The organism is Microbacterium sp. UBA3486 (genome assembly GCF_002377845.1).
In the GTDB taxonomy this organism is placed as follows: domain Bacteria; phylum Actinomycetota; class Actinomycetes; order Actinomycetales; family Microbacteriaceae; genus Microbacterium; species Microbacterium maritypicum_A.
In genome coordinates this window covers 31,420-54,676 of record NZ_DFQP01000098.1, presented here as the reverse complement: position 1 = coordinate 54,676, position 23,257 = coordinate 31,420, and the positions used below count along the sequence as shown (strand labels likewise).

At 69.5% G+C, this 23,257-nt stretch carries 21 protein-coding genes; 8 read left to right on the top strand and 13 right to left on the bottom strand.

Features of this window, described 5'->3' with window-relative positions:
- Positions 1–192: 192 nt before the first annotated feature.
- Together B2869_RS15165 and B2869_RS15160 are read left to right on the top strand one after the other, a co-directional pair.
- On the top strand, positions 193–939 hold the full coding sequence (locus tag B2869_RS15165) for an SDR family NAD(P)-dependent oxidoreductase (RefSeq protein WP_292768322.1): 747 nt from the start codon (positions 193–195) through the stop codon (positions 937–939).
- Positions 932–1,282, top strand: coding sequence for a nuclear transport factor 2 family protein (locus tag B2869_RS15160; RefSeq protein WP_292768320.1), 351 nt, complete (start codon positions 932–934; stop codon positions 1,280–1,282). Before B2869_RS15165 ends, B2869_RS15160 begins: the two co-directional genes overlap by 8 nt.
- A 98-nt stretch (positions 1,283–1,380) precedes the next feature.
- On the opposite strand, the gene dinB is transcribed toward B2869_RS15160, so the two are convergent.
- Positions 1,381–2,577, bottom strand: coding sequence for a DNA polymerase IV (gene dinB / locus B2869_RS15155; RefSeq protein WP_292768317.1), 1,197 nt, complete (start codon positions 2,575–2,577; stop codon positions 1,381–1,383).
- Positions 2,578–2,694: 117 nt separating this feature from the next.
- On the opposite strand from dinB, the gene B2869_RS15150 reads away from it, so the two are divergent.
- Positions 2,695–3,525: a zinc-ribbon domain-containing protein gene (locus B2869_RS15150; RefSeq protein ID WP_292768314.1), complete on the top strand. Its 831-nt coding sequence runs from the start codon at positions 2,695–2,697 to the stop codon at positions 3,523–3,525.
- Between the two features lie 10 nt (positions 3,526–3,535).
- Here the strand turns inward: B2869_RS15150 and B2869_RS15145 are convergent, their stop codons facing one another.
- The 4 genes from B2869_RS15145 to B2869_RS15130 are packed head-to-tail and all read right to left on the bottom strand — an operon-like array spanning position 3,536 to position 7,632.
- Entirely contained in the window at positions 3,536–4,342 is an 807-nt protein-coding gene (locus B2869_RS15145; protein WP_292768311.1) for an SDR family NAD(P)-dependent oxidoreductase, read from the bottom strand.
- A gap of 1 nt (position 4,343) precedes the next feature.
- Positions 4,344–5,420, bottom strand: coding sequence for an enolase C-terminal domain-like protein (locus tag B2869_RS15140; protein WP_292768308.1), 1,077 nt, complete (start codon positions 5,418–5,420; stop codon positions 4,344–4,346).
- The gene (locus tag B2869_RS15135) at positions 5,417–6,187 is read right to left on the bottom strand and encodes an SDR family NAD(P)-dependent oxidoreductase (RefSeq protein WP_292768305.1); all 771 of its coding nucleotides are present in this window, start codon (positions 6,185–6,187) and stop codon (positions 5,417–5,419) included. The genes B2869_RS15140 and B2869_RS15135 overlap by 4 nt, the downstream gene beginning before the upstream one ends.
- Positions 6,188–6,237: 50 nt before the next feature.
- Entirely contained in the window at positions 6,238–7,632 is a 1,395-nt protein-coding gene (locus B2869_RS15130; protein WP_292768302.1) for a hypothetical protein, read from the bottom strand.
- Positions 7,633–7,954: 322 nt separating this feature from the next.
- Here B2869_RS15130 and B2869_RS15125 point away from each other — a divergent pair, with 322 nt between their 5' ends.
- The 5 genes from B2869_RS15125 to B2869_RS15105 all read left to right on the top strand — a co-directional run bounded on the left by B2869_RS15125 (position 7,955) and on the right by B2869_RS15105 (position 13,896).
- A complete protein-coding gene (locus tag B2869_RS15125; RefSeq protein WP_292768299.1) occupies positions 7,955–10,681 on the top strand; it encodes a LuxR C-terminal-related transcriptional regulator in 2,727 nt (908 codons plus the stop codon).
- 142 nt (positions 10,682–10,823) lie between these two features.
- Positions 10,824–11,486 (top strand): GntR family transcriptional regulator, encoded by a 663-nt coding sequence (locus B2869_RS15120; protein ID WP_021200229.1) that lies wholly within the window; start codon positions 10,824–10,826, stop codon positions 11,484–11,486.
- Positions 11,483–12,325, top strand: a complete 843-nt coding sequence (locus B2869_RS15115; protein ID WP_292768295.1) for an SDR family NAD(P)-dependent oxidoreductase — start codon at positions 11,483–11,485, stop codon at positions 12,323–12,325. Before B2869_RS15120 ends, B2869_RS15115 begins: the two co-directional genes overlap by 4 nt.
- A 144-nt stretch (positions 12,326–12,469) precedes the next feature.
- Positions 12,470–12,913, top strand: coding sequence for a MarR family winged helix-turn-helix transcriptional regulator (locus B2869_RS15110; protein WP_029258875.1), 444 nt, complete (start codon positions 12,470–12,472; stop codon positions 12,911–12,913).
- Positions 12,910–13,896, top strand: a complete 987-nt coding sequence (locus B2869_RS15105; protein WP_021200226.1) for a zinc-binding alcohol dehydrogenase family protein — start codon at positions 12,910–12,912, stop codon at positions 13,894–13,896. The genes B2869_RS15110 and B2869_RS15105 overlap by 4 nt, the downstream gene beginning before the upstream one ends.
- 174 nt (positions 13,897–14,070) lie before the next feature.
- On the opposite strand, the gene B2869_RS15100 is transcribed toward B2869_RS15105, so the two are convergent.
- The 8 genes from B2869_RS15100 to B2869_RS15065 all read right to left on the bottom strand — a co-directional run bounded on the left by B2869_RS15100 (position 14,071) and on the right by B2869_RS15065 (position 23,200).
- Positions 14,071–16,248, bottom strand: a complete 2,178-nt coding sequence (locus B2869_RS15100) for a peptidase C14 (protein WP_292768290.1) — start codon at positions 16,246–16,248, stop codon at positions 14,071–14,073.
- Positions 16,249–16,355: 107 nt separating this feature from the next.
- Complete coding sequence (locus B2869_RS15095; RefSeq protein ID WP_021200224.1) at positions 16,356–17,276, bottom strand: GNAT family N-acetyltransferase; 921 nt, start codon at positions 17,274–17,276, stop codon at positions 16,356–16,358.
- Complete coding sequence (locus B2869_RS15090; protein WP_292768286.1) at positions 17,273–18,247, bottom strand: hypothetical protein; 975 nt, start codon at positions 18,245–18,247, stop codon at positions 17,273–17,275. The genes B2869_RS15095 and B2869_RS15090 overlap by 4 nt, the downstream gene beginning before the upstream one ends.
- A complete protein-coding gene (locus tag B2869_RS15085) occupies positions 18,244–19,245 on the bottom strand; it encodes a hydroxyacid dehydrogenase (RefSeq protein WP_292768283.1) in 1,002 nt (333 codons plus the stop codon). Before B2869_RS15085 ends, B2869_RS15090 begins: the two co-directional genes overlap by 4 nt.
- Positions 19,246–19,277: 32 nt before the next feature.
- The gene (locus tag B2869_RS15080) at positions 19,278–20,339 is read right to left on the bottom strand and encodes a dihydrodipicolinate synthase family protein (RefSeq protein ID WP_292768280.1); all 1,062 of its coding nucleotides are present in this window, start codon (positions 20,337–20,339) and stop codon (positions 19,278–19,280) included.
- Complete coding sequence (locus tag B2869_RS15075; RefSeq protein ID WP_021200220.1) at positions 20,339–21,373, bottom strand: NAD-dependent epimerase/dehydratase family protein; 1,035 nt, start codon at positions 21,371–21,373, stop codon at positions 20,339–20,341. The genes B2869_RS15080 and B2869_RS15075 overlap by 1 nt, the downstream gene beginning before the upstream one ends.
- A 19-nt stretch (positions 21,374–21,392) precedes the next feature.
- Positions 21,393–22,298 (bottom strand): carbohydrate ABC transporter permease, encoded by a 906-nt coding sequence (locus tag B2869_RS15070; RefSeq protein WP_292768275.1) that lies wholly within the window; start codon positions 22,296–22,298, stop codon positions 21,393–21,395.
- Complete coding sequence (locus tag B2869_RS15065; RefSeq protein ID WP_021200218.1) at positions 22,295–23,200, bottom strand: carbohydrate ABC transporter permease; 906 nt, start codon at positions 23,198–23,200, stop codon at positions 22,295–22,297. Before B2869_RS15065 ends, B2869_RS15070 begins: the two co-directional genes overlap by 4 nt.
- Positions 23,201–23,257 lie beyond the last annotated feature (57 nt).

Sequence of the window (23,257 nt, the reverse complement as noted above, 5' to 3'; positions counted from 1 at the left end):
GGGGCGGGCCGGCGGGGGCGGGGCTCGGGGCGCGAGGGCGTGGGGGCGTGGGCGAAAACCCAGACGAACTGCTCCGGCTCGGGCGCGCCTCGCCACAACACGCCGCAGGCGACGCTAGTGGTCTCCGTTTTCGCCTCGGCGCTCTGGGCACGCCTGCTCGACAGGCGCAAGATGTGCTATAGCATCGACCCCATGACTCGTCGCGCACTGATCACGGGGGCCAGTTCCGGTATCGGGACGGCCGCCGCCCTCGAACTCGCCCGCGAGGGTGCCGCCCTCTGGATCACGTATGCCGGACGCGAGGCGGAGGCCCTCCGCGTCGCCGACGAATGCCGTGCGGCTGGGGCGCCCGAGGTGCACGTGTCGCGCCTCGACCTGCGCGAGCGCGAGTCGATCGACGCGCTGGTCGGTGAGATCACGGACGCGTGGGGATCGCTCCATGTGCTCGTCAACAATGGCGGCGTCTGCCCGTACACCCCGTACGACGACATCGATTTCGATGAGTGGGACATGGTCCTCGAGACCAACGCTCGCGGTACCTTCTTCCTGACTCGCGGCGCTCTCCCGCTGCTCCGGGCCGCCGAGGGCGACCGCTCGGTGATCAACATCGCCTCGATCGCCGGCCAGGTCGGCGCGCTGCAGACCGGCATCCACTACGCCGCGAGCAAGGGCGCGATCCTCGCGATCACCCGCAGCTTCGCGCGGCACCTCGCGTCCGAGGGCATCCGCGTCAACGCCGTCACCCCCGGACCGGTCGCGAGCGCGATCACCGACCAGCTGCAGGGCGCGGGGCGCGAGAAGCTCGAAGCCGGCATCCCGCTCGGCGCGTTCGGACAGCCGGAAGACGTCGCCTGGATCATCGCATCACTCGCGTCGGAGCGCGCCCGGTTCATCACCGGCGCCACCTACGACGTCAACGGAGGAGTTCGCATTGACTGACCGCACCGCACTCGACCGCACCGCACTCGACACCGTCCAGGCACAGCTCGACGCGTTCAACGCACACGACCTCGACGCGTTCGTCGCGACCTATGCCGAGGATGCCGTGATCACCGGCATCGCGCCCGAGCCCGTGGCAGGATCGGCCGCGATCCGCGCGTTCTACGAGCCTCGGCTGCAGAACCCCGAGCTGTCGTGCGTCATCGAGACCAGCGTGCTGTTCGGCACCCGGTGGGTCGTCGCGCAGGAGCAGGTCATCAACGCGGGCGTCGCGACCGAGACCATCGCGACGTTCGACATCGTCGACGGGCTGATCGCTCGCGCGTCGATGCTCAAGGCCTGAGGCGCGGCAGCCTCCCGGGAGGAGAACTCCCTGTGGGGAGGAGCTTTCCTGCTCAGGAGTCCTCCCGACAGGGAGTTCTCCTCCCCACGCGGTGCGGCTCACTCGTGCTCGGGCAGGATCGGGGACGACCAGCCCGGATCACGACCCAGCTGAGCCGCCCGCGACACCGAAGTCGAACCGTAGCGGTCGCGCAGGGTGTCGAGCACGGTGTCGAGGCGGGCTTCATCGCCCCAGTCGATCGGCAGTTCGGGCTGCACGCGATCGGCGCGGTCGAGCTGCGACAGCGAGATGCCGATCAAGGTGATGCCGCGGTCGGTGATCTCGCTCTGCGCCGCGGCGAGCAGCGTGCGTGCGAGGGTGAGCAGGACGGCGGTGCGGTCGGTCGGCGCGCGGAGTGAGCGGGAGCGGGTGGCCTTCGAGAAGTCGCCGAAGCGCAGACGCAGCACGACGGTGCGACACACACGATCGCCGTCGCGGAGGCGGCGACCGAGCCGGTCGACGATCTGGGTGAGGATGAGGTCGAGTTCCTCGGGCGAGCGGGGGCGGTTGCCGAGAGCGCGCTGCGAGCCGATGGATCCGCGGCGCCGGGCGGTGTCGACCGGCCGCGGATCCCGCAGACGAGCGAGCGCATGCACGTGCGCCCCCGCGGCCTTGCCCAGCATCCGCTCGGCGGTGGCGGCCTCCAGCTCGGCCAGCTCTCCGACCGTACGGATGCCGTAGCGGTGCAGCTTCTCGGCGGTCACCGCCCCCACACCCCACAGGCGCTCCACCGGGAGGGGAAGCAGGAACTCCTCCTCGCGTTCGGGCTCGACGACCAGCAGACCGTCGGGCTTGCTCACGGCGCTGGCGACCTTGGCGAGGAACTTCGTGCGTGCGACCCCGACCGAGATGGCGAGCCCCGCTTCCGCCCGCACGCGTTCACGCAGCCGTGCCGCGATCTGCTCGGGGCTGCCGGCGATCCGCCTCAGACCCCCGACCTCGAGGAACGCCTCGTCGATCGACAGCCCCTCCACGAGCGGGGTGGTATCGCGGAAGATCGCGAACACGTCCTTGCTGGCGGCGGAGTACGCCTCCATGCGCGGCGGAACGACCACGGCATCGGGGCAGAGCTCCCGCGCCTGTCGGCCGCCCATCGCGGTGCGGACGCCGCGCGCCTTCGCTTCGTAGCTCGCGGCCAGTACGACTCCGCCGCCCACGATGACGGGTCGGCCGCGCAGTTCGGGCGCATCACGCTGCTCGACAGAGGCGTAGAACGCATCGAGGTCGGCGTGCAGCACCGTCGCTTCCCCACGCATCCCGTTCTCCTGTCGACGTGCGGATCGTCGCACGGACCGGCGACATCGGGATGGGTGGCGACTTCGCCCTCTCGCCCGGGATGTTGCGGTGTCGGTGCTCACGGATATCGTCGGCGCGTGCCGGAACCGGTGATGCAGTGGTGGGCGCGACGGCAGTTCTCCCGCGGTCGCGCTGTCCCGTATGAGGTGGGCACCTATCGCGCCGGGTGGGCGGCGTATCCCGAACTGATCCGGCAGTACCACCCGGAGCTCAACCACGGCATCGTGCTGTCGCAGATCCCGCTCGCGGCCGACGTGCTCCTGTGCTGGGAGTGCGCGGTCGGGCACCGGTTCGCCGCCACCCCGACCGAGCAGCGCGAGCGTCCTGGACAGGTGCGGCGCCGCTCCGCATGGTGCCCCGAGTGCTCTGCGCTCGCCCGCCCACGGCCGGTCGTGCTCGGCGAGGCTCGCGCGCTTCCACGTAGAGCCCCTCGCCCGGCGCCCGTACTCTGCACGAAGACGCCCGACCTGCCTGCGGGAACCGCGTTCGTCAGCGAGTGCGCCCCGAAGCCCGCGTCGGCCGTGGAGGGCCGCCTGCGAACGGAGCTCGGGGCGGTAATCGCCTTCGACCCGTCCGTGAACGCCGTGAAGGTGTCGCGCCCGTTCTTCCGCCACACCGAGGTCTGGCCCGACATCGTGTTTCCGGAGCTGCGGGTCGCGCTCGAATACGACACCGTCGGCCGTCACGGACTCGAGCACGTCGGCAAGCGGCAAGATGCCGATCTGCGCAAAGACCGCGCCCTCCGTGCCGCGGGCTGGGAGGTCATCCGCATCCGCACCGGGAAGCTCGAACCCCTCGGTCCGCACGACCTGGCGCTGTCGTCGGTGAGCGCGAAGAGCATCGCCCGGATCATCGACGAGCTGCGGGCCATCCGCGGGGCGCTGTTCGTGGACGCGTACCTGCGGTGACGCATCCCGCTCAGGCGTCGAAGCGCTCCCGCAACCCCGGATCGAGCGCGATATCCCCGAAGGATGCCGTCCACGCCCCGTCGACCGCGATCGACTGCCCCGACAGGTACGGAGCCTCGTCCGACAGCAGGAACGCCGTGAGCGCTGCCACCTCTTCGGCGCGGGCGATGCGGCCCATGGGCGGCCCCTCCGCGAGCGCTCGCTCTTCAGCCTCGGGGTCGGCCGCGCGCGCGATCTGCGCCTCCAGATGCGGGGTGCGCACGCCGCCAGGAGCGACGGTGTTGGCGCGGATGCCGAGACCGCCATACGACACGGCCACGCTGCGGGTCAGGGCGTCGATGCCGCCCTTGGTGAACTCGTAGGCGGCGTGGTCTGTGAAGGACGCGCGGCCGTGGATCGAGCCGATGTTCACGATCGCGCCCGGCACGCCCTGGTCGACGAAGGCCGAGACGGCGGTCGAGCAGCCCCAGATGTAGCCGAAGCCGTTGATGTCGAGCACCTCGCGCACGGTGTCTTCATCGAGCTCGTGCAGCGGTGTGCGCTTGGTGATGCCGGCGTTGTTCACCCAGCCGGCGAGGGGCGCTCGGGCGCGGGCGGCAGCGGCGGCACGCTCGTGCGCCGTGCGATCGGCGGCGTCGCCGAACACGACCTCGGCCACGATGCCGTCTTCGACCGAGCCGGATCCCGAAGAGCGCTCGAGCCCGACCACGATCCACCCATCGGCGGTGAGGCGTTCGGCGATGGCGCGGCCGATGCCCTTTCCGCTGCCGGTCACCACGACGCTTCGAGCAACGGAGCTGCGGGGGGCGTCTGTCATCTCAGTCCCTCTCGAATCGGAAGACGGTGGGGTCGAGCGCGAAGCCGAGGCCCGCCGCGTCCGTCGGCCGCACCCTGCCGTCGAACGACGGACCGCCGAGGATGAACGATGGCGCGGGATCGTACGGGTTGACTCCCCGGGCGAACGTCTCCACACCGATGCCCAGGTGCGCGGTGACCTCAGGATAGACATGCCCCGACACGGGCACACCGCGCGAGGCTGCCCAATCGATCATCTCGCGGGCAGGGGTCACGCCGCCGATCGCGACGACGTCGAGTCGCAGTACGTCGACACCGCCGACCTCGACCAGCGCCTTCAAAACGGCGGGGTCGGTGACCTCATCGCCCACGGACACGGGGAGTCCCGACTCCCGGCGGATGCGCGCGACCCCCTCGGCGTCTTCGGGGAGCAGGGGGTCTTCCACCCACGCGAGGCGCGGGTCACCCCACTGCGCGATCTCGACCAGAGCGGTGTCGGCGTCCGGCCAGCCGAAGCCCACGTCCACGACCAGACCGGTCGCATCGGGAAGCTCGGCGTTCAGCAGGGCGAGCAGTTCACGCATATATGCCGGATCCGGAATGCGGGAGATCTTCACATTCGTCCAGCCCTCCGCCTGTGCGAGAACCTCATCGGCCACCTCGCGGGGAGTCCGCTCGGCAGACGGGTACGCGGCGACGAGCATCGACTCCCGCGGAGCGTCACCCGTGCCGAGCAGCGTCCACAGCGGCACGCCCGCACGACGCGCGGCGATGTCCCACAGCGCGACGTCGACGAGCCCGATCGCGCGCCGCACCAGACCCACCCTTCCGACGATGGCACTGCCACGCAGCATCCGCTCCCACGTCGCCGCGGGGTCGTCGGCATCGGCACCCACCGCGTGCACGGCGACGAGGCGGTCGACGATCTCGGCCATCGGCGCCTCCCGCGAGAGGCAATAGGCCACCCCGGTCGTGCCGTCGTCAGCCGTCGCCTGCACGGCGCTGTACTCGCGGCGGGTCACCGTCATCGCCCCCAGGTGCAACGGTGCCGGGAGCGGCAGCACGGCCGTGGCCGTGTCGATGCGGGCGATCGCGCTCATTCGGGCTTCTTCGCCAGCGGCACGCCGTAGTCGACCATGAAGCCGCCGTCCACGTAGAGGGTCTGTCCGTTCATGTAGCGCGACTCGTCGGAGACGAGGAAGCTGACCGCGGCGGCGATCTCGCTCGCCTCGGCCAGGCGCTTCGCGGGGATGCGCGACAGGATCGTGTCGAGGCTGAGGGTGCCCGCCTCGACGCCTTGGCGGAAGACGCCGGTGTCGACGTAGCCGGGCGCGACCGCGTTGACCCGCACGCCGCGCGACGCCCACTCGGCACCCGCGGTCGAGGTCAGTCCGATCACCGCGGCCTTGGTCGTGGCATAGGGCGCACGACCGGCCGAGCCGCGCGACGAGATGGAGGAGATGTTGACGATGCGCCCATCGCCGCGCTCCAGCATCCGCTTCCCTGCCGCCTGCAGCGCCGAGAACACCCCGTGCAGGTTGACGTCGACCACGGCCGACCATTCGTCCCAACTGAGGTCTTCGATGCCGCGATGGCGCTGGATGCCGGCGTTGTTGACGAGCACCTCGATCGGCCCGAGCTCGACTTCGATCTCTCCGAACACACGGTCGACGCCGGCATGATCGGTGACATCGAGCTCGCGCCACAGGATGCCGGCGGGGTTGTCGTCGGCGGTGAGGCCCGGCACCCGGTCGGCGGCGACGACGAGGTAGCCGTCTGCGGCGAGGCGCTGGCCGATCTCCCATCCGATCCCGGCGGATCCTCCGGTGACGACGGCGACGGAGCCGGCAGGGGTGGGGGCGGTCATTGCTCTCCTCAGGTTCGAGTTTTGCTATAGCAAGTGTATCGGGGGCGCCGTCAGTGGTCGAGCAGCTCCGCCACGACCGCCACCGCATGCGTCTCGAGCAGGTCGAGCGCGCCCGGCGCTAGGGGCGTCTGCCACGCCTGATACGCCCCGCGGTCGTAGGCATCGCGCGTCGGCAGGTACACGAACCCCGGGCCGTTCGTGAGGTTCATCACCACGATCGGCGTCGCGGGGAACCGCGCGCGCAGCGTGGTCTGCAGCCGCGAGTACGCCTCACCCGGATGCCCCACGATCACGGCATCGCCGAGCCTCCAGGCCCAGACAGGGTGCCGCACGGTCGGACCGTCGATGTATCCGTCACGCAGATTGCGCGCGCGACCGAGACGCTCCTCCCGCGAGCGCGGGTCGATGTCCTTCCACTCCTCGGCGAGCGCGTCGAGCGTCGGCAGGTCGCGCAGCGGAAGCTCGACGCTCGTGACCGAACCCGCCGCATCCTCCCCGCCGTCCGCCGTCCGGCCCGTCCAGATCGCGAGCGGTGCACCGGACTCGACGATGCCGTCGAGCGTCAGCTCTTCTCCGGGAACGGGAAGCGCGTCCAACGCCGCGAGCACCGCGTGCCCGAGCGAGCGTCCGTGTCGATCGGCGACCGCGACGTCGCCGGTGTACTGCTCGCGCGGAGCCAACTCTCCCGATGCCCCCTGCACGAACAGGCAGGGCGCCCCCGTGGCCGACTCGATGACCTCGCGCATCGCCCCGACGTAGTCCGGCGACACCTCACGGCTCTGCCAGGCGAGCGTGGTCGGGTGGCACGCGTAGTTCACGAGCGTGCCTCGCACCGCACCGTCGACGCTGAGGCGTCCGATCGTGACGGTGTCGTCGGCCGTGCCCTGCGGGTTGTACCCCACGAGAGGGCGGCCGTCGACGTCGAGCTCACGGTCGGCGGCCAGGGTGCAGGTGCCGGTCGTCCACTCGATCAGGCCGGGGACCGCACCGTCGAGCGCCTCGCGCCCGGCGGCGACCCCTGCAGCGGCGAGCGCTTCGAGATATCCGGGGATCAGCTCGCCGCCCGGAAGATGCGCATCGGCGGCGCACAGCACCGCACCGGCATGGGTGTGCGAGAGCGAGAGCATCAGCTGGTCGGGGTCGAGCCCCAGCCCGTCGAGGATCGCCCCGCGCACGCCCTGCTCATCGGCGACGCGACGCCACCAGGTGCCGTCCACCGCGAGCAGCACGCGCGGGAGGTCGTCGGCGGCGATCACGGCGAGCGCGGTCAGCTCGAACGGACGATGCGCCCCCTCGGACCGCTCCCAGTCGGCGGGCCCCCAGTTCTTGGCGCGGATGCCGACCGGCGGTGTGATGTCGCGTCGGGCGACGCCGATGCGCGCCCGCGTGCGGGGGATGCGGATGCGGGCGCCGAGATGAATCGCCGCCACCATCGCATCATCCATCGAACACCCCGCCTCACAAGCAACCTTTGCTATAGCAGAGCCTACCGGCCGACGCGGTCCGATGATGCCCGTTGGCAGTTGCGCCGTGACGCATCTCACCAGAGCAGAGAGAGAGAGAGAGAGAAGAAGGTGGTCACCGAGGCTGGGGACCTCGGTGACCTTCGGAAGAGGACGAAGACCGACGCCGGCGCCCGCGTGGGGTTCAGGTGAGCCGCGTTATAGATGTCGATCAATGTCCTGATCCGCTACTCGCGTCCCCCCAGCGCGAGAGTCTGATCACGTCGCACGTCGTTGTCGACGCGCGACGGCGATTGCGTCCTGGATGCCATGTCTCAGGTTCGTTCCCGATCGCGCCCAGTCCGTACCTGGCTCGTACTCGCTGACGCGCGTCCATTACACGCGATCGGCGCGATCGGCACGTGAAACTTCACCCGTATGGGGTGAAGAACCCCGACGGCGGTGCTACGTTGACCGTGTGTCGTCCTCCCGCGCGGCTCCGCAAGCCGCAGTACACGCGCGCTTCACTCCGCCCGCTCGGCAAGGTGACTCGGTCGAAAGGCCACGGCTGAGAGCTATCCTCACGTCGGCCGTCGCCCGTCGGAAGTTGACGGTCGTGAGCGCGCCCGGCGGGTACGGCAAGACATCAGCGGTGGCCGACTGGGCCGCGAACACCGACACAACCGTCGCATGGATCACGCTCACCCGCTTCGACAACGAGCCATTGCGGCTGGCCTCCGGAATCTTGTCCGCGTTGCAGGCTGCTGCACGAAGATCCACCGACACGCAGTATGCCGCGCTCCTCGCACTCGATCCCCACCCCACCGACCTCGGCGAGACCTACCACGCCCTCTGCGAGACGATGGACGAGTTGGAAGGGCCTGTCGTGCTCGTCGTCGACGACGCGCAGCGCGCAGGGGCGCCGCAGCAGTGGGGATTGCTCGACGCGCTCATCGATACCGCGCCGTCCTCATTGCGACTCGTGCTCATCGGCACGACGCTGCTCCAGATGATGCTCTCGCGCCAGTTGCTCGCCGAGCCGGACTCCCTCATCGGGACGAGCGACCTGGCCTTCGACGAGAAAGAGATCGAGTCGCTGATGCCTGAGGGGCCGGGCGGCATGGCGCCGGGCTCGATGCTCGATCTGACCGGAGGCTGGCCGATGGCGGTGCGCGTCGTGCTGCTCGGCGGGGCCCGACCGGCTCGGACGAGAGCTTTCGCGGAGAATCCTTTGATCCGCGAGTACCTGAATGACCACGTCTTCTCGCAGCTTCCCTCCGATCTGACGCAGTTCATCCTGGACACCACCCTCGGCGTCGAACTGACGCCTCCTTTGGCAGCAGCGCTCTCCGGTCGAGCAGACGCCGCAACCGTTCTGGAGGAATGCGCACGACGGGGGATGTTCCTTGATCGCTTCAGTGACGAGCGTGGACCGGTCTACCGTTGGAACTCCATGTTCGCCCGTCAATGTCGCGCGATCAACGAGTCCGTCTCCCCGGGCCGCACCAAGGTGTTGCACGGCATCGTCGGTGCGCACCTCGTCGATACGGATCCATTGGCTGCCGCACACCACTTCCTGCGCGCCGAAGATCCTGCTGCCGCATATGAGACGATCCTCAACCGCTGGGTAGGACTTCTCGTCAATTCCGAAGCGACCGCACTCGATCAGCTCTGCGCGCTGTTCCCTGCGGGCTACGCCGCAGACCCCTGTCTCACCCTGATCCGTGCGTGCGCTCAAGACGTCCTCGGGCAACACGAGTCCGCGCGCATGCTCTTGGGCGAGGTTGCGGCGTCCGACCAGTCAACGAGTACCCCCGACTATCGGACAGTGCTCGCTGTCGCGCGTCTTTTCCTCCTGCAGGAACGACGAGAGGTGGGCGCAGCACTGGACGAGATGTCCGCCCTCCTCGTCGAGAACACGGGGCGATTCCACCGTGATCGGGCCGCCCTGCTCTACGTTCTCGGCTGGGCCCACATGCGGCAACGCAGCCGCCCGCAGCGGATCATCGAACTCTTCACCGCCGCCATCCGCGAAGCCCAGATCAGAGGAGAGGAAGAGCTCGTGCTGCGGGAGAGGGCTCATCTGGCGCTGACGCTGGGGTGGGCAGGGCGGATGACTGAGGCGCGCGCCCTCCTCCCACTTCTCGGTGACCGCATGGAGAGTCCTGAATCGCCCTGGACGTACTACGCCGGAGGAAGCGGCGGATTGACGGCGGCCTACGCCGCCTATTGGTCAAACGATCTCGACGAGGCGATGACGCAGAGCCTCCGCGTCATCCACAGCGGCGCCACGGCACTCTCCCTGGCCGGGGTCGCGCGCATCTTCTATGGGCTCGCTGCAGCAGCGTCGCGCGAACCCGCTCATTTGCGGATGGCGGCGCTCCAGATGCAGTCCCTGCCCGGCAATGAGACATATGGGTGGTCTTGGCCGATGTTCCGGAGGATGCTGACCGCTCTGCTCGAGGAGGCCGGCGGGCGCCGCGACCGCGCCGTCGCCATCATCAGCCGCGCGGGTGACATCAGTCGACTTCCGCTGGTCACAGTCTCTTTCGCCGGCATCCTGCGACGGTCGGGAGATCCGGTGTCTGCGGTTGCGCTCCTGCGCAATGCCCGCGAGCACGTCGACATCTCATACGTAAGAGTCGCGATGCTGACGACAGAGGCACTCCTGCATCGGCGACGCTCGGAGACCGGCCTGATGCACGATCTCTGCGAGCGCGCGCTCGAGATCGCCGCTGCGGAAGACATCCGGAGGCCGTTCTGCGACGGTGAGCTCGAACTTCGCCAGCTTCTCACCGAGCACATCTCCCGGGGTACACAATTCGAGGACTTCACCGCTCTCTGCCTGAGATCGCGGACGGAAGGCTCCCCGCTTGAGTCCCTCTCCCCCCGGGAGCGAGACGTGCTCGATCAGCTGCGGACCACCCGCACCATGCCGGAGATCGCCGCGCGCCTCGGTATATCCCTCAACACGGTGAAGACTCATCAGCGAGGCGTTTACCGCAAACTGGGCGTGGTATCCCGCCGCGAGGCGATCCGATTCTTCGCGTGAGCACGCCGGGCCCATGCCGACTTCCGTCCCGGGTTCCGACCCGACCGCGCCGTGTCCACTCATCCGGAAAATGCCATAGCATCGAGCGAACGAATGCGCGCCCGCTCGACGAGACGGAACCGCGGATCGAGAAGGGCACCGAATGCGCAGCGTCTCGGATCAGAACATCGCCGAACAGGTCGCAGACGAGCTGCGTGCGGCCATCCATTCCGGAGAACTCGCCCCCGGTGAGCGCCTCGTCGAACGCAAGCTCGCCGACCGGCTGGGCGTCAGCCACATCCCGGTACGCGAGGCACTGACCCGTCTCGCCGAGGAGCGCCTCATCACCCGGGAGCCCCGCCGCGGCGCCCGCGTCGCCCAGCTGAGCGCACAAGACCTCCAGGAGATCTCGAGCCTGCGAATCGTGCTCGAGCAGTTCATGGCGATCCGCGTGCAGGAGCGGTGGAACGAGGAATCCGCCGCCCGTCTCGGTGCCATCATCCAGGCGATGGCGGATGCGGCGCCCGGCGACATCGACGAGGTGCTGCGCCAGGACCGCCTGTTTCACGAGACGCTCGCCGACCTCGCCGAGCACCGCTTCCTCGACGAGTTGAGCGGCCAGCTGCGCGGACGCATCACCGGTTTCCTGCATGCCGCCAACGCCGCTCTCGACCCTGCCGAGCAGGAAGAGCATGTGCGCAGCCACCAGCAGATCGTCGATGCCATCGCGAGCGGTGACCCGGAGCAGGCGCAGGCCGTGATCGCCGCGCACGTGACCAGGGCGGTCGAGCGCATCACCCCGTCGACCGACGCGGACACCCCGTGACCGCGCGCACGATCGTCCTCACCGGAGCCTCCGACGGGATCGGCGCGGCGGCCGCCCGCCAGCTCGCGTCGTCCCCGCATCGACTCATCCTGGTGGGACGTTCGGAGGAGAAGACCCGTGCGGTCGCCGCGGAGACGGGCGCTGCGTGGTTCACCGCCGACTTCGCACGCCTCGACGACGTGCGGGCGCTCGCCACGAAGATCGCGGAGGCCGTCGGCGACGGCGGCATCCACGTGCTGGCGAACAACGCCGGTGGCATCTTCGGCGATCAGACCCCCACGGTCGACGGCTTCGAGAAGACCATGCAGGTCAACCACCTGGCGCCGTTCCTGCTCACGAACCTGCTGCGGCCTCAGCTGTTGAAGGCCGAGGGCGCGGTCATCAACACCTCCAGCATCGCGCACCGCCTGTTCGGCCACCTCGATGTGGACGACCTCGACAATCACCGCCGCTTCAGCGCGAACAAGGCCTACGGCGACGCGAAGCTCGCGAACGTGCTGTTCGCCAAGAGCCTGCACACGAAGTTCCACGCCGACGGGCTGAGTGCGGTCGCGTTCCACCCCGGCACCGTGCAGACGAACTTCGCTTCGGACTCGTCGAGCATCATGCGCCTGCTCTACCGCACACCGCTCAAGCACCTCATGCTCATCGGTGCCGACAAGGGGGGCGCGACCCTGCGCTGGTTCATCGAGGGCACCCCCGATGAGACATGGTTCTCCGGCGCCTACTACGACGAGCGTCAGCTGACCGCGAAGGTCAATCCGCAGGTGGATGACGCGGCCCTGGCCGAGGCGCTCTGGCAGCGCAGCGCCGAGCTCGTCGGCATCTCCTCCACCTAGTCCTGCCTCCTCCCGCCGCCTCGCTCCGGCACCTCTCCCGCCGCCTCCCCCGCAGGTGAGATTCGCCCTTCTCGCGCCCGGTCCACCGAATCGCCCATATACTTGCCACGGAAAGTAAGTCAGTGCTCGTGGAAAGGATGCGCCGTGGACCTGCATCGACTCTTCGATGATGTGATCCGCTTCGAGATGGAGATCTGGGAGGCGGTCGACCGACGTCTCCGCGCCGAGCATTCCCTGCCGCTGAGCTGGTTCGAGCCCATGCGGGCCATCGACCGGATCGAGAACTGCCGGGCCTCCGACATCGCGACCGAGCTCTCGATCACCGAGGGCGGCACCAGCAAGCTGGTCGCTCGCATCGAAGCAGCAGGCTATTGCGAGCGCACACCGAACCCCGACGACCGACGGGCCTCGTTCATCACGCTCACGCCGGCGGGCGAGGACATGTTGACGATCGCGACCCAGACCTTCGGCAGAGAACTGGAGCCGTGGTTCCAGAGCGTCTCCGCCGACGACCTTCAGCACTTCGCCACCACTCTCGCCACCCTTCGGGTGCGCAAGCCCATACCGACGACAGGAGTCACCCCATGACCGAGATGATGCGCGCGATCGTGCTCGACGCACCCGGCCCCGTTGAGGCCCTCACCATCCGCGAGCTGCCGATCCCGACACCGAGTGAGGGCTGGGTGCTGATCCAGGTGAAGGCGTTCGGCTTGAACCGCTCCGAACTCCACACCCGACTCGGCCTGGCGGAGGGCGTCACCTTTCCCCGCGTGCTCGGCATCGAGGCGACCGGAGTCGTCGTCGAGGCGCCCGGGGGCGAATTCACCCCCGGCCAGCAGGTCGTGGCGGTGATGGGCGGGATGGGACGCGCGTACGACGGCGGATACGCGGAGTACACCTGCGTTCCCGCGACCCAGGTGATCGCTTTCGAGAGCGACCTCGACTGGGGCACCCTCGGCGCCCTGCCCGAGATGCTGCAGACCTCGTACGGGTCGCTCACCGTGGGGCTCGACGCCCAGCCGGGCCAGTCGATCCTGATCCGCGGCGGCACCTCGTCGATCGGGATGGCGACCGCGGTGCTCGCGAAGCAGCGCGGGATGACGGTCTTCTCGACCACACGCAACCCCCGCAAGGCCGAGGCGCTCACCCGCATCGGCGTCGACCACGTGCTCATCGACGACGGCGACGTGCAGGCGCAGGTCAGAGCGATCCTGCCCGAGGGCGTCGACACGGCTCTCGAGCTGGTCGGCACGCCGACCCTGCCGGACACCCTCCGCTCGACGCGCGTGCACGGCGTGGTCTGCTTCACCGGGATGCTCTCGAACGAGTGGACCGTGAAGGACTTCTACCCCATCGAGTACATCCCCCGCGGCGTGCGCCTCAGCGCGTACGGCGGAGGCGCGGCCGACCTGCCGCCGGCTGTGCTCCAGGGCTTCCTCGATGCGGTCGCGGCCGGCGAGGCCACCGTGCCGATCGACCGGGTCTATGCCTTCGACCAGATCGCCGAGGCGCACACCGCGATGGAACAGGGCACCGCCGTCGGCAAGCTGGTCGTCGTCACCGGCCTCTGACCCGACACCCCCACACCCCACACCCCAACACCCCACACCCCACACCCCACACCCCGCCGAGTGCACGGGTTCTCGCCGAGTGCACGGCTTCTTCACGTCGAGAAGCCGTGCACTCGGCAGCATCCCGTGCGCTCGGCGGCATCCGCGGCACTCGCGCCAGCAAGCGCGCCCGGCTCAGACCCTCAGGTTCGCCGAGTCGACGACGCGCGGGCCCTCGGCGGGGAAGGCCGTGCGCGTGACGCCCGACTCGACGTTGCCGGTGTGCACCAACGTGGACGAGGCGCCGAACGCGGCATCCGCCAGCTCCAGCGCCCCGCCCTCGAAGCGGTTGCCGACCGCGCGGTAGTGAGTCGCGCCCTTCGTGACCGCGACGTGCGTCGCCGCCCCCTCCGCGCGGAAGGTGCTGTCGGAGAGCGTGAGATGCAGCTCGCCGTCGCCGGTCCGGGAGACGCCGGTGCCGCCCTTGACCGCCACGTCCGATCCCGCGATCTCCACGGCCTGCCGCTCTCCTCTGGCCGCGGCGATACGGGCGTTGCGGAGTGTCGATCCCTCGAACCGCAGACGCTCCGACGACGAGGCGATCGGCGCGGCATCGTCAGCCGCCGTGAGCGTCGATCCCCGGAACGTGACCGCTCCGGCTCCCGCGATCTTCATGCCGCCGACCCGGTCGAGCACCGTGTCGACGAACGTGACGGGTGTCTTCACCGTGGCGTTGGTGAGTTCTCCCGGCGCGACGAACGTGAAGTGCGAGTCGGCGATCACCGTCGGCCGTGCGGAATTGTCGGACGCCTGCGTGATCACGAGGGTGTCGGATGCCGTGCACCCGCGCAGCTGCGCGCCGTCGGCGTTGATCCACAGCATGCCGGAGCCGGCGAGCGAGGGCTTGCCGATCACCTGCACGTCTTCGAGCGTGAGGTCGGTGATGCGCACACGGGCGACGAACCACGAGCACACGTGCTTGCGCACCGTGATGCGCTTGGCCGCCGAGCCCCAGGCCGCACCGGAGTTCGCGAACGTCATGAGACCGGAATTGCCGGTGTACGTGAGGTCGTGCTCGTACTGCCCGTGGGTGACGAACGGACCCTGGTCGTCACCGTCGCCGTGGCAGTTCTCGACCAGGCAGTAGGCGCTCGCGGTGAAGTCGTTCAGGTGCCGGGCGTTCGCGGTGTGGCAGTTGGCGACGTATCCGTAGAGGCAGTAGATCTGCTGCGTCAGGTAGCCGGCCCCACCCCAGGTGACCGAGGTCGGGTTCTTGAGCGTGCAGCTCACGGTCGAATAGTAGGTGTTCCACCGGCGCTGGATGAGCGGCCAGAAGGTCCCCGTGCCGTCGATGTGGTCGACGTCGCAGCGCACCGCGTACTCGAACGCCAGCGGGTGCGATCCCGTGTACTCGTCGGTACCGGTGCCGAGGAACTTCAGGTTCGACACCGTCACGTCCTGCACCGGCACGACCCGGCGCCAGGTCATCGTGCGATCCTTGCCCAGCGGCCAGCCGTTCTTGTAGTTGATGCGGATGTGCGTGCCGTCCACGATCTGCGTGACCTGCACCATGCGCTGCAGCTCGCGCTCCCAACGACCCGACAGCGCGTTCACCTCGGCCGCGTACCAATCGCCGACAGCGAAGAACGACGAATCGGCGACCGGGAAGATGTCGCCGAGATCCGGCACCACCTCGCCGAGTTTCGCCTCCTGCACCGCATCGGTCACTTCGCCGCGGAAGAACATGACCGCCGCGAACGGATCGTCTTTGCCGGCGTTCTCGATGCCGACCGTGGTCATGAGGTGTCCCCCGAAGTCGAAGGCGATGTTCGACCGTGAGAACGTGTGGCGGCGCACGAAGTTGAGGGGGCTGTGCCCCTCGATGCGATGGATGCTCGCGTCGTTCACCATGGCGTCGAGGGCGTCGTCGGCGTTCACGCTCGCATCCATGATCCCGAACATCCGGAAGTCCACGACCCCGCCGTGCACGAGCAGCCACGCTCCGCCCTTCGGAGCCGCCAGCACGGTGCCGCCGTTGGCCGCCGGAGCGTCCTTCTTCACGAAGCGGTACAGCCCGGCACCCCCGTCGCCGGCTGCGGCGTAACCGGTCGTACGGACCAGATCACCGTCCTTGCCCTTGCGCTTCACGAGCGTGGTCGCCGTGCCGCCGTTCGCCACCGACGACGATCCCGAATCGCCCCGCGTCACGATCGGGCCGGCAGCCTGCGCCGGAGTCTGCGCGCTGACGGCCGCCACCCCTCCGATCGCCGCCGCGCCGAAGCCGGCGAGCAGCATGCGCCTGCTGCGCAGGGTGGCGGTCGGGCTCTCGAGAGCGGCCGTCTCCTTCTGGGTCGTGCTCATCTTCTGGGTCATGCTCATCCTCCTTGCGGCGTCATCGCCGCGGTCAGGCGTCCGGTCCTTCGGCCGGGCCGCATCATCCGATCGATCCCCCGTCCCCAGCGCTTTTCCGAGCGAGGCGCTCAGAAGTAGTCGCCCGCCGTGAAATGGCGGATGCCGTCGAGCCGCGGCGCACGCCGCAGCGCACGGATCATCCCGGTGCGGTCGTCCTGCCGCACAGCCTCGGGGGCAAAGGCGCGGAGCGCGCGATCCTCCTCCGGCAGGGCGGGAACGGCGAGCTCGCACGATGTCACCCCGGCGGAGTGCCAGTCGACGGCGATGGCGGAGAGCAGCTCATCGCGCACCTCGTCGCCGTCCATTCCCGGGAGCACAGCGCTCTCCAGGAGCGTGCCGATCCCGCCGCGACGCTCGGCGACCGCGTAGCCGAGCACCGTCGACCCCTCGGTCCGGCAGTACAGCGTCGCACCCCGCATCCGCACCTCCGCCATCGCCCTGTCGCGGTCACCACGCACCGGGGCGAGCACGACCCTGCCCGCACGTGAGCACTCGTAGACCTCGCACAGTGGGCGGAAGCTCCCGAGTCCGACGGTCGCGCGCTCGACTCGCGCATCGGTCCCGGCCGACACGGGTGCCGTCCAGGAGCCGGCCAGAGTGCGCGCCATGGAGAAGGTGTCGAAGCCGCTGGACCGATACACCTCCGGGGTGCCGGTGAACAGCAATGCCCAGTCGGCGTCGCCGCCGGTCTGCAGGGTCGCCGCCACGAGTCGACGGGCGAGGCCCTGTCCTCGCGCCCGCTCGGCCACCGCGACGCTGCCGATCGCGTGCACCTCGGCGACGCCATCGGACTCGCGCAGCTGCTTGGGCAGACCGTAGATCGAACCGCACAGGCCGTCATCGTCCTCGGCGACGAGTGTGTGCGCGAGCCGCTCCTGATCGATGAGCCACTGGTCGGGGGCGAGCGGCGGCGTGAACGCCTGCGCCCACAGCGCGGTGAGCGCGGTCTGATCCTCGGCCCGAGCCGCACGGATGATCGGTGCACTCATGCGTCGCTCCGGGCGATCTCGGCCGCGCGGATCGTGTTCGCCACGACCACCCGCGACTCGCCCCAGGGAGCCACGGTCGCCCCGCGCGGTGCCGCATCGAGCAACGCGTGGATCAGGTCACGGAACCCCAGCGTCTCGTTCGGCCCCTCACCCTGATCGCCCCCCGCGTCCTGATCGCCGTCCACGTCGAGCGAGACCGAACGGATACCGGCGGCCGTCACCGCCTCCGCTCGGTACGCATCCGCGCCCGGCGTCCCCGTGACGAGCACCTGCACCGGCACTTCGCGCTCCGCGCCGGGAACCTGCAGCAGACCCTCGATGCCCGCAGCATCCTCCGACGCGGTCGTCGATCCGGGGCGCGTGCGCGTCCAGCCGGATCCCGAGACGAGAGCCGCCCCGGGCAGCAGCACATCGACCATCTCCCAGGCGTGCACCCCGACCGTCACGGCCGTACCGCCACCGCGCCGCGGGTCGTCCTGCCACGCCCGGTCCGGCAGTTGGAAGGCGGCATTGTCGTGCTGTGCGTGCACGCGGAGCGCGAGCACATCCTCGCCCCCGATCTGCCCGGCCAGCGCGACGAGCGCCGGAGCGAAGCGCAGGACGGAGCTCGTGCCGACGGGGGCCGACGATGCCGTCAGCACGCGGTCGATCTCGGCGAGTCGAGCCCCGGTGGGGGCGATCACCTTGTTCACGAACACCGGAGCGTCTCGGCTGCCGAGCAGGTGCAGAAAGCCCCGGACATCGTGCGGGCGCGGTGTCGCGATGACCAGGTCGGGACGCAGCGCCGTCAACAGATCGAGCGAGGCCACCGCCGCGCCACCGAAACGCAGGGCAAACTCCTCGGCCGCCCCCGCATCCGCATCGTGCACCCCGACGACTTCGGCACCGAGCGCGCGAACGTTCGCGGCGTCGCTGTAGGGGTGCGAGTGCGCGAGTCCGGCGAAGGCCACACGCAGCGGGGTGCCGGTCATGCCATCGACGACAGCTGGTCGCGGGAGACGGCGTGCGCGAGGAGACGCCCCGCGGCGAAGGCCTCGACCTCGTCGGCGACGATCCGCCCCTGACGCCGTCGTCCCTGGGTCGTCCCGGCGGCTCGGTGCGGGGTGACCAGCACTCCGGGAAGCGCGCGGAACGGGCTGTCCGCGGCAAGCGGCTCCTCGTCGAACACGTCGATCGCGGCGCTCAGCCGTCCCCGCTGCAGCTCGTCGATCAGCGCCGCCTCATCGACGATCCAGGAGCGCGCGGTGTTCACGAGCCCCGCGCCGTGGGGCATCAGCGCGAGCTCCCGCCGACCGATCAGGTGGTGGGTCTCGGGCAGGGTGGGGGCATGCACCGCGACGATCTGGGCACGCTGGAGTGCCTCGTCGAGCGGGACGAGTGCGGCTCCGAGAGCGGTGGCCGCCTCCGCATCGATCGTCGGGTCGACCAACAGCGGCTCGGCGCCGAGCACCCGGATCAGTTCGAGGTAGGCCCGCCCGGTGCGGGACGCCCCGATCACCGCGATGGGGGTGCCGAGGATCTCGCGCTGCACGCCCACGGCATCCGCGTCGTACCAGCCGTCGCCGGCGCGCAGGGCGTTGTGCATCTCGGGCACCCGGTGCAGCAGGGCGAGCGTGAACGTGAGCGACACCTCGGCGACCGGCCGCGCCATGCCCGCACCCGCCTGGGTCACGACGACACCGCGGTCGAACAGCTCATCGGTCGCGAAGGGCTTGATCGTCGCACCGGTGTGTGCGATCAGTTCGAGCTTCGGCAGCGCCGCGAGCACGGCCGCGTCGAAGGGGCCGACGCCCCAGCTCGTGATGACGATGCGTGCGGCGCCGAGCTCTGCCTCTGCGAGTCGATCGACCCGTGCGAACCCGCCGCCCAGACCCGCGGCGACCGCACGCAGGCGTTCGGCATCCGCGTCGGAGAAGAACTCCGTGAAGAGCTCCTCCGAGACGACCGCGACCACGGTCGGCGCACTCATGCCCACGCTCATCTCGACACTCACCTCAACACTCACCTCAACCAGGTCTCGAGGTTCTCGGCGATGAAGGCGTCGTCGTTCAGATCGGGATACGCGAGACGCACCCGGGCGATCTCCTCCGCCTGCCCCGGCGAGAGACCCTCGGCGGGGTCGAGGCACCAGGTGCCATCGAGCAGCCCCTGCTGGCGGAGCATCTCGTGCACGCCGGCGATGACGCCGTGGAAGTCGTTGCCCGGATCGAACACCGCCTGGTTCACGTCGACCATGTCGGAGGCGATGAGGCCCAGCTCGCGGTAGGCGTCTTCGTCTCCCCCCATCGCCCGCTGCGCGCGTTCGAGCAGCGAGACGGCGGCACGCGTGCCCACGGCCCACTGGCCGAGCAGGCCACCGACGAACCGGAGGGTGCGCGGACCGGTCGGCGAATCCACGTGGAACTCGGAGAGCAGGTCGGCCACGATCGCGTCGTCGTTGCCGGTGTAGAGAGCGATCTCGTCGGCACGGCCGGAGGCGGCGACCCCGCGCACCAGCTCCAGCGTGCGGTAGCGGTCGAAGGGAGCGGCCTTGACGGCGACGACGGCCGGGATCGAGGCGAACTCGCGCCAGAAGTCGCGATCGAGCACAGGCCCGCCGATCGCCGTCTGCAGGTAGAAGCCGACCACCGGCAGCACCTCGCCCACCGCGCGGGCGCGTTCGAGCAGAGCCCGCTCGTCGGCACCGGCGACGCGCGGGCTCACGAGCACGGCGTCGTAGCCCAGGTCGCGGGCGAGCTCGGCTTCGGTGACCGCCTGGGCCGTGCCACCGGCGACACCGGCGATGCGCACCACGTCGGCATCCGCGCGGGCATCCAGCTCCTCCGCGGCGAGCGCGAGGACCGGTTCGAACAGGGCGTGCTCCGGATCGCGGATCTCGAACTGGGTCGTGTGCACCCCGACCGCGATGCCTCCGGCTCCGGCGTCGAGGTAGTAGCGGGTGAGCGCGCGCTGACGGCGTTCGTCGATGCGTCGCTCGGCGGTGAGGGCGAGCGGATGCGCCGGGATCACGGCGCCACGGGCGAGGGTCGCCGCGGCCTCCGGGCGCAGAGGGGGAACGGCCATCAGAACTTCCCGTCCCGCACGGCCCACTTGGTCGGCTTGGCGATCATCGGCAGCTCCTTCTCGATCCAGTCGGCCTGCAGGCCGATCAGGGTCTCGGCGGAGACCGCCGGGTATCCGAACAGCGCCATGCACCGGCGGGCGTCGCTGAGCAGCGCGGTGGGCTGCGGCTCGTCGACGATCTCGACCTCGCGGTCGAACAGGGTGCCGAAGCGACGGGCGATCGATTCCACGCTCAGCAGCTCCGGGCCGGTGAGGTTGATCGTGAAGGGGTCGGTCGAGGCGTGCACGAGGCTGCGCAGCACGACCTCGTTCGCGTAACCCTGCCAGATCACGTTGACGTTGGCGGTGGCGACCGACACGGGCTGCCCGGCGTGCACGGCGCTGCCGATGTCGGCGAGCACGCCGTAGCGCAGGTCGACGGCGTAGTTCAGGCGGATGATCGCGACCCTGGTGCCGCGCTCCTGGGCACCGAACTCGAACACCCGCTCGCGTCCGAGGCACGACTGCGCATACTCGCCGATGGGTGCGGGCTGCACCTCCTCAGACGCTCCACCCGAAGCCGCAGGAAGGAACGGGTAGACGTTGCCGGTCGAGAGCACCGAGATCGCGCTGTCGCGGTAGCGGCGGGCGACGCGGTCGGGCAGCGCGGCGTTGACCTCCCACGCCCACGACGCGTTGGTCGCGGCGCCGAACTTCGCACCGACCATGAACACCACGTTCGGGGCATCCGGGAGGGATGCGAAGTCGTCGTTCTCGATCAGGTCGAACGGGACGACCTTCACCCCGGCGCTCTCCAGGCGCTCGCGGATCGCGGCGTCTCCGAAGCGGGAGACGGCGTAGACCGTGTCGCCCTGGCGTCCGGCGGCATCCATCCCGCGGCGCGCGAGCATCGCCAGGGTCGGGCCCATCTTGCCGCCGGCGCCGAGGATCACGAGGTCGCCCGCACCGCGTGCGAGATCGGCGATCAGCGCGGCGCTCGGTGTGGCGAGCGCCTCCTCGAGTTCCGCCTCGGAAGTGAACTGGTGCTGAGTCATGTGGTGCTTTCCCTTCTTCTCAGCCCTTGATGCCCGTACCGGCCACGCCCTCCTGCACGTACCGCTGAGCGATGAGGTACGCGAGGAAGATGGGCAGCAGTGCCACGACGGATCCGGCGAGCATGGTGCTCAGCGGCACGTTCTGTTGCTGCAGCGACGAGATGCCGACGGTGAGTGTGAACATCGCGTTGGACTTCGCGATGATGAGCGGCCACAGGAAGTCGTTCCAGTGCCACAGGAAGACGAAGATGCCGAGCGTCGCCAGGATCGGCTTGCACAGCGGCAGCACGATCCGCAGGAAGATGCGGAACTCCCCGGCGCCGTCGATGCGTGCGGCCTCGAACAGCTCGTCGGGCAGCCCCTGGATGAACTGCCGCATCAGGAACACGGCCTGTGCGTTCGCGAGTGACGGCAGGATCAGGCCCCAGTACGTGTCGACGCCACCGAGGTTCGCCATCAGGATGAACGTCGGGATGAGGGTGACATGGAACGGCACCATCACCATCGCGAGGAACGACCAGAACATCACCTCCTTGCCGCGGAAGCGCTTCTTGGCGAACGCGTAGCCGGCGAGCGCCGAGAGGAACAGCACCGCGACGACCGAGACGAGCGAGTAGATGAGGGTGTTGCCGAGCCAGCCGAGGATGTTCTGCCCGGCGAGCACCTGCTCGTAGGCGTCGAACGAGATGTCCTGGAAAGGCAGCAGGGAACCCGGGAGCTCGACGACCATGCCGGGCTTCAGGCTCAGCACGACCATCGCGTAGAAGGGGAAGAAGCTGAGGATGCCGGCCAGGCTCAGCCAGATCCATCGCCCCACGATCCCCCAGCCGGTCGGCTGCAGCGCGCGGTAGGCGCGGCGCTGCCTCGTCGACGTCTTCGGCGGCGTCGCCGGGGTCTGGGTCGGCGGCTGCAACAGAGCGGTCATTTCTGCTTTCCGATCACCAGGCGCTGGATGAGCGCGACGACGAGGGTCATGACGAACAGGGCCACACCGATCGCGGCCGCGTAGCCGTAGTCGAAGTAGCGGAAGCCCTGGTCGTAGAGCATGTAGACGAGCGAGTAGCTGGCGTTCGCCGGCCCGCCCTGGGTCATCACGTAGATGACGTCGAACACCTGGAACGCGGCGGTCGTCTCGATCACCGCCAGGAAGAAGAACGTCGGCCGCAGCACCGGGAGGATCACGTAGCGGAAGCGCTGCCAGGCGTTGGCGCCGTCCATCAGCGCCGCCTCTTCGAGCTCGCGCGGCACGTCCTGCAGCGCGGCGATGAGGATCATCATCCCGTAGCCGAATCGCGACCAGACGCCGACGACGACGATCGCGGGGATCACCAGGACGGTGCTGCCGAGCCAGGATCCGCCGAGACCGAGGGGCGCCATCAGCGCCGACCAGGGTCCGTTCGCGGAGAAGATCCAGACGAAGATCGACCCGGCCAGCACGAGCGAGGTGATGACGGGGAGGAAGAAGATCGAGCGGAAGAAGCGTGCGCCGCGGAACGCCCGACGCACGCCGAGGGCCATCACGGTCGAGAGCACCAGCGCGATCGGCACTGCGCACACCGTGTAGATGAGCGTGGTGCCCATCGCCCGCCAGAACAGCGGGTCGGCGATCATGCGCTGGAAGTGGTCGAGACCCCGCCACGAGATCTCACCGGTGATGTCGTAGTCGAAGAAGCTCAGCGCGACTCCGGCGATGCTCGGGCCGAAGCGGAAGGCGATGAACAGAAGGAAGGCGGGGAGCACGAACAGGAACGCGATCCGCGCCTCTCGTCGTGCGAGCACCCGCGTGACCCGCCCTGCGGGCTTCTTCGCCGTGGTTGCCGTCGTCATCAGTGGTACCTCACGTGGGGGGAGTGAAGGGGTGCGGGGGCGTGCGGAGTTCGGGCT

Excerpts from the sequence above, each read along its gene's own strand:
- B2869_RS15165 (WP_292768322.1), top strand. The coding sequence starts at position 193 with ATGACTCGTCGCGCACTGATCACGGGGGCCAGTTCCGGTATCGGGACG.
- dinB (WP_292768317.1), bottom strand. The coding sequence starts at position 2,577 with ATGCGTGGGGAAGCGACGGTGCTGCACGCCGACCTCGATGCGTTCTAC.
- B2869_RS15145 (WP_292768311.1), bottom strand. The coding sequence starts at position 4,342 with ATGACAGACGCCCCCCGCAGCTCCGTTGCTCGAAGCGTCGTGGTGACC.
- B2869_RS15140 (WP_292768308.1), bottom strand. The coding sequence starts at position 5,420 with ATGAGCGCGATCGCCCGCATCGACACGGCCACGGCCGTGCTGCCGCTC.
- B2869_RS15135 (WP_292768305.1), bottom strand. The coding sequence starts at position 6,187 with ATGACCGCCCCCACCCCTGCCGGCTCCGTCGCCGTCGTCACCGGAGGA.
- B2869_RS15130 (WP_292768302.1), bottom strand. The coding sequence starts at position 7,632 with ATGGATGATGCGATGGTGGCGGCGATTCATCTCGGCGCCCGCATCCGC.
- B2869_RS15125 (WP_292768299.1), top strand. The coding sequence starts at position 7,955 with ATGCCATGTCTCAGGTTCGTTCCCGATCGCGCCCAGTCCGTACCTGGC.
- B2869_RS15120 (WP_021200229.1), top strand. The coding sequence starts at position 10,824 with ATGCGCAGCGTCTCGGATCAGAACATCGCCGAACAGGTCGCAGACGAG.
- B2869_RS15105 (WP_021200226.1), top strand. The coding sequence starts at position 12,910 with ATGACCGAGATGATGCGCGCGATCGTGCTCGACGCACCCGGCCCCGTT.
- B2869_RS15100 (WP_292768290.1), bottom strand. The coding sequence starts at position 16,248 with ATGACCCAGAAGATGAGCACGACCCAGAAGGAGACGGCCGCTCTCGAG.
- B2869_RS15095 (WP_021200224.1), bottom strand. The coding sequence starts at position 17,276 with ATGAGTGCACCGATCATCCGTGCGGCTCGGGCCGAGGATCAGACCGCG.
- B2869_RS15090 (WP_292768286.1), bottom strand. The coding sequence starts at position 18,247 with ATGACCGGCACCCCGCTGCGTGTGGCCTTCGCCGGACTCGCGCACTCG.
- B2869_RS15085 (WP_292768283.1), bottom strand. The coding sequence starts at position 19,245 with ATGAGTGCGCCGACCGTGGTCGCGGTCGTCTCGGAGGAGCTCTTCACG.
- B2869_RS15080 (WP_292768280.1), bottom strand. The coding sequence starts at position 20,339 with ATGGCCGTTCCCCCTCTGCGCCCGGAGGCCGCGGCGACCCTCGCCCGT.
- B2869_RS15075 (WP_021200220.1), bottom strand. The coding sequence starts at position 21,373 with ATGACTCAGCACCAGTTCACTTCCGAGGCGGAACTCGAGGAGGCGCTC.
- B2869_RS15070 (WP_292768275.1), bottom strand. The coding sequence starts at position 22,298 with ATGACCGCTCTGTTGCAGCCGCCGACCCAGACCCCGGCGACGCCGCCG.
- B2869_RS15065 (WP_021200218.1), bottom strand. The coding sequence starts at position 23,200 with ATGACGACGGCAACCACGGCGAAGAAGCCCGCAGGGCGGGTCACGCGG.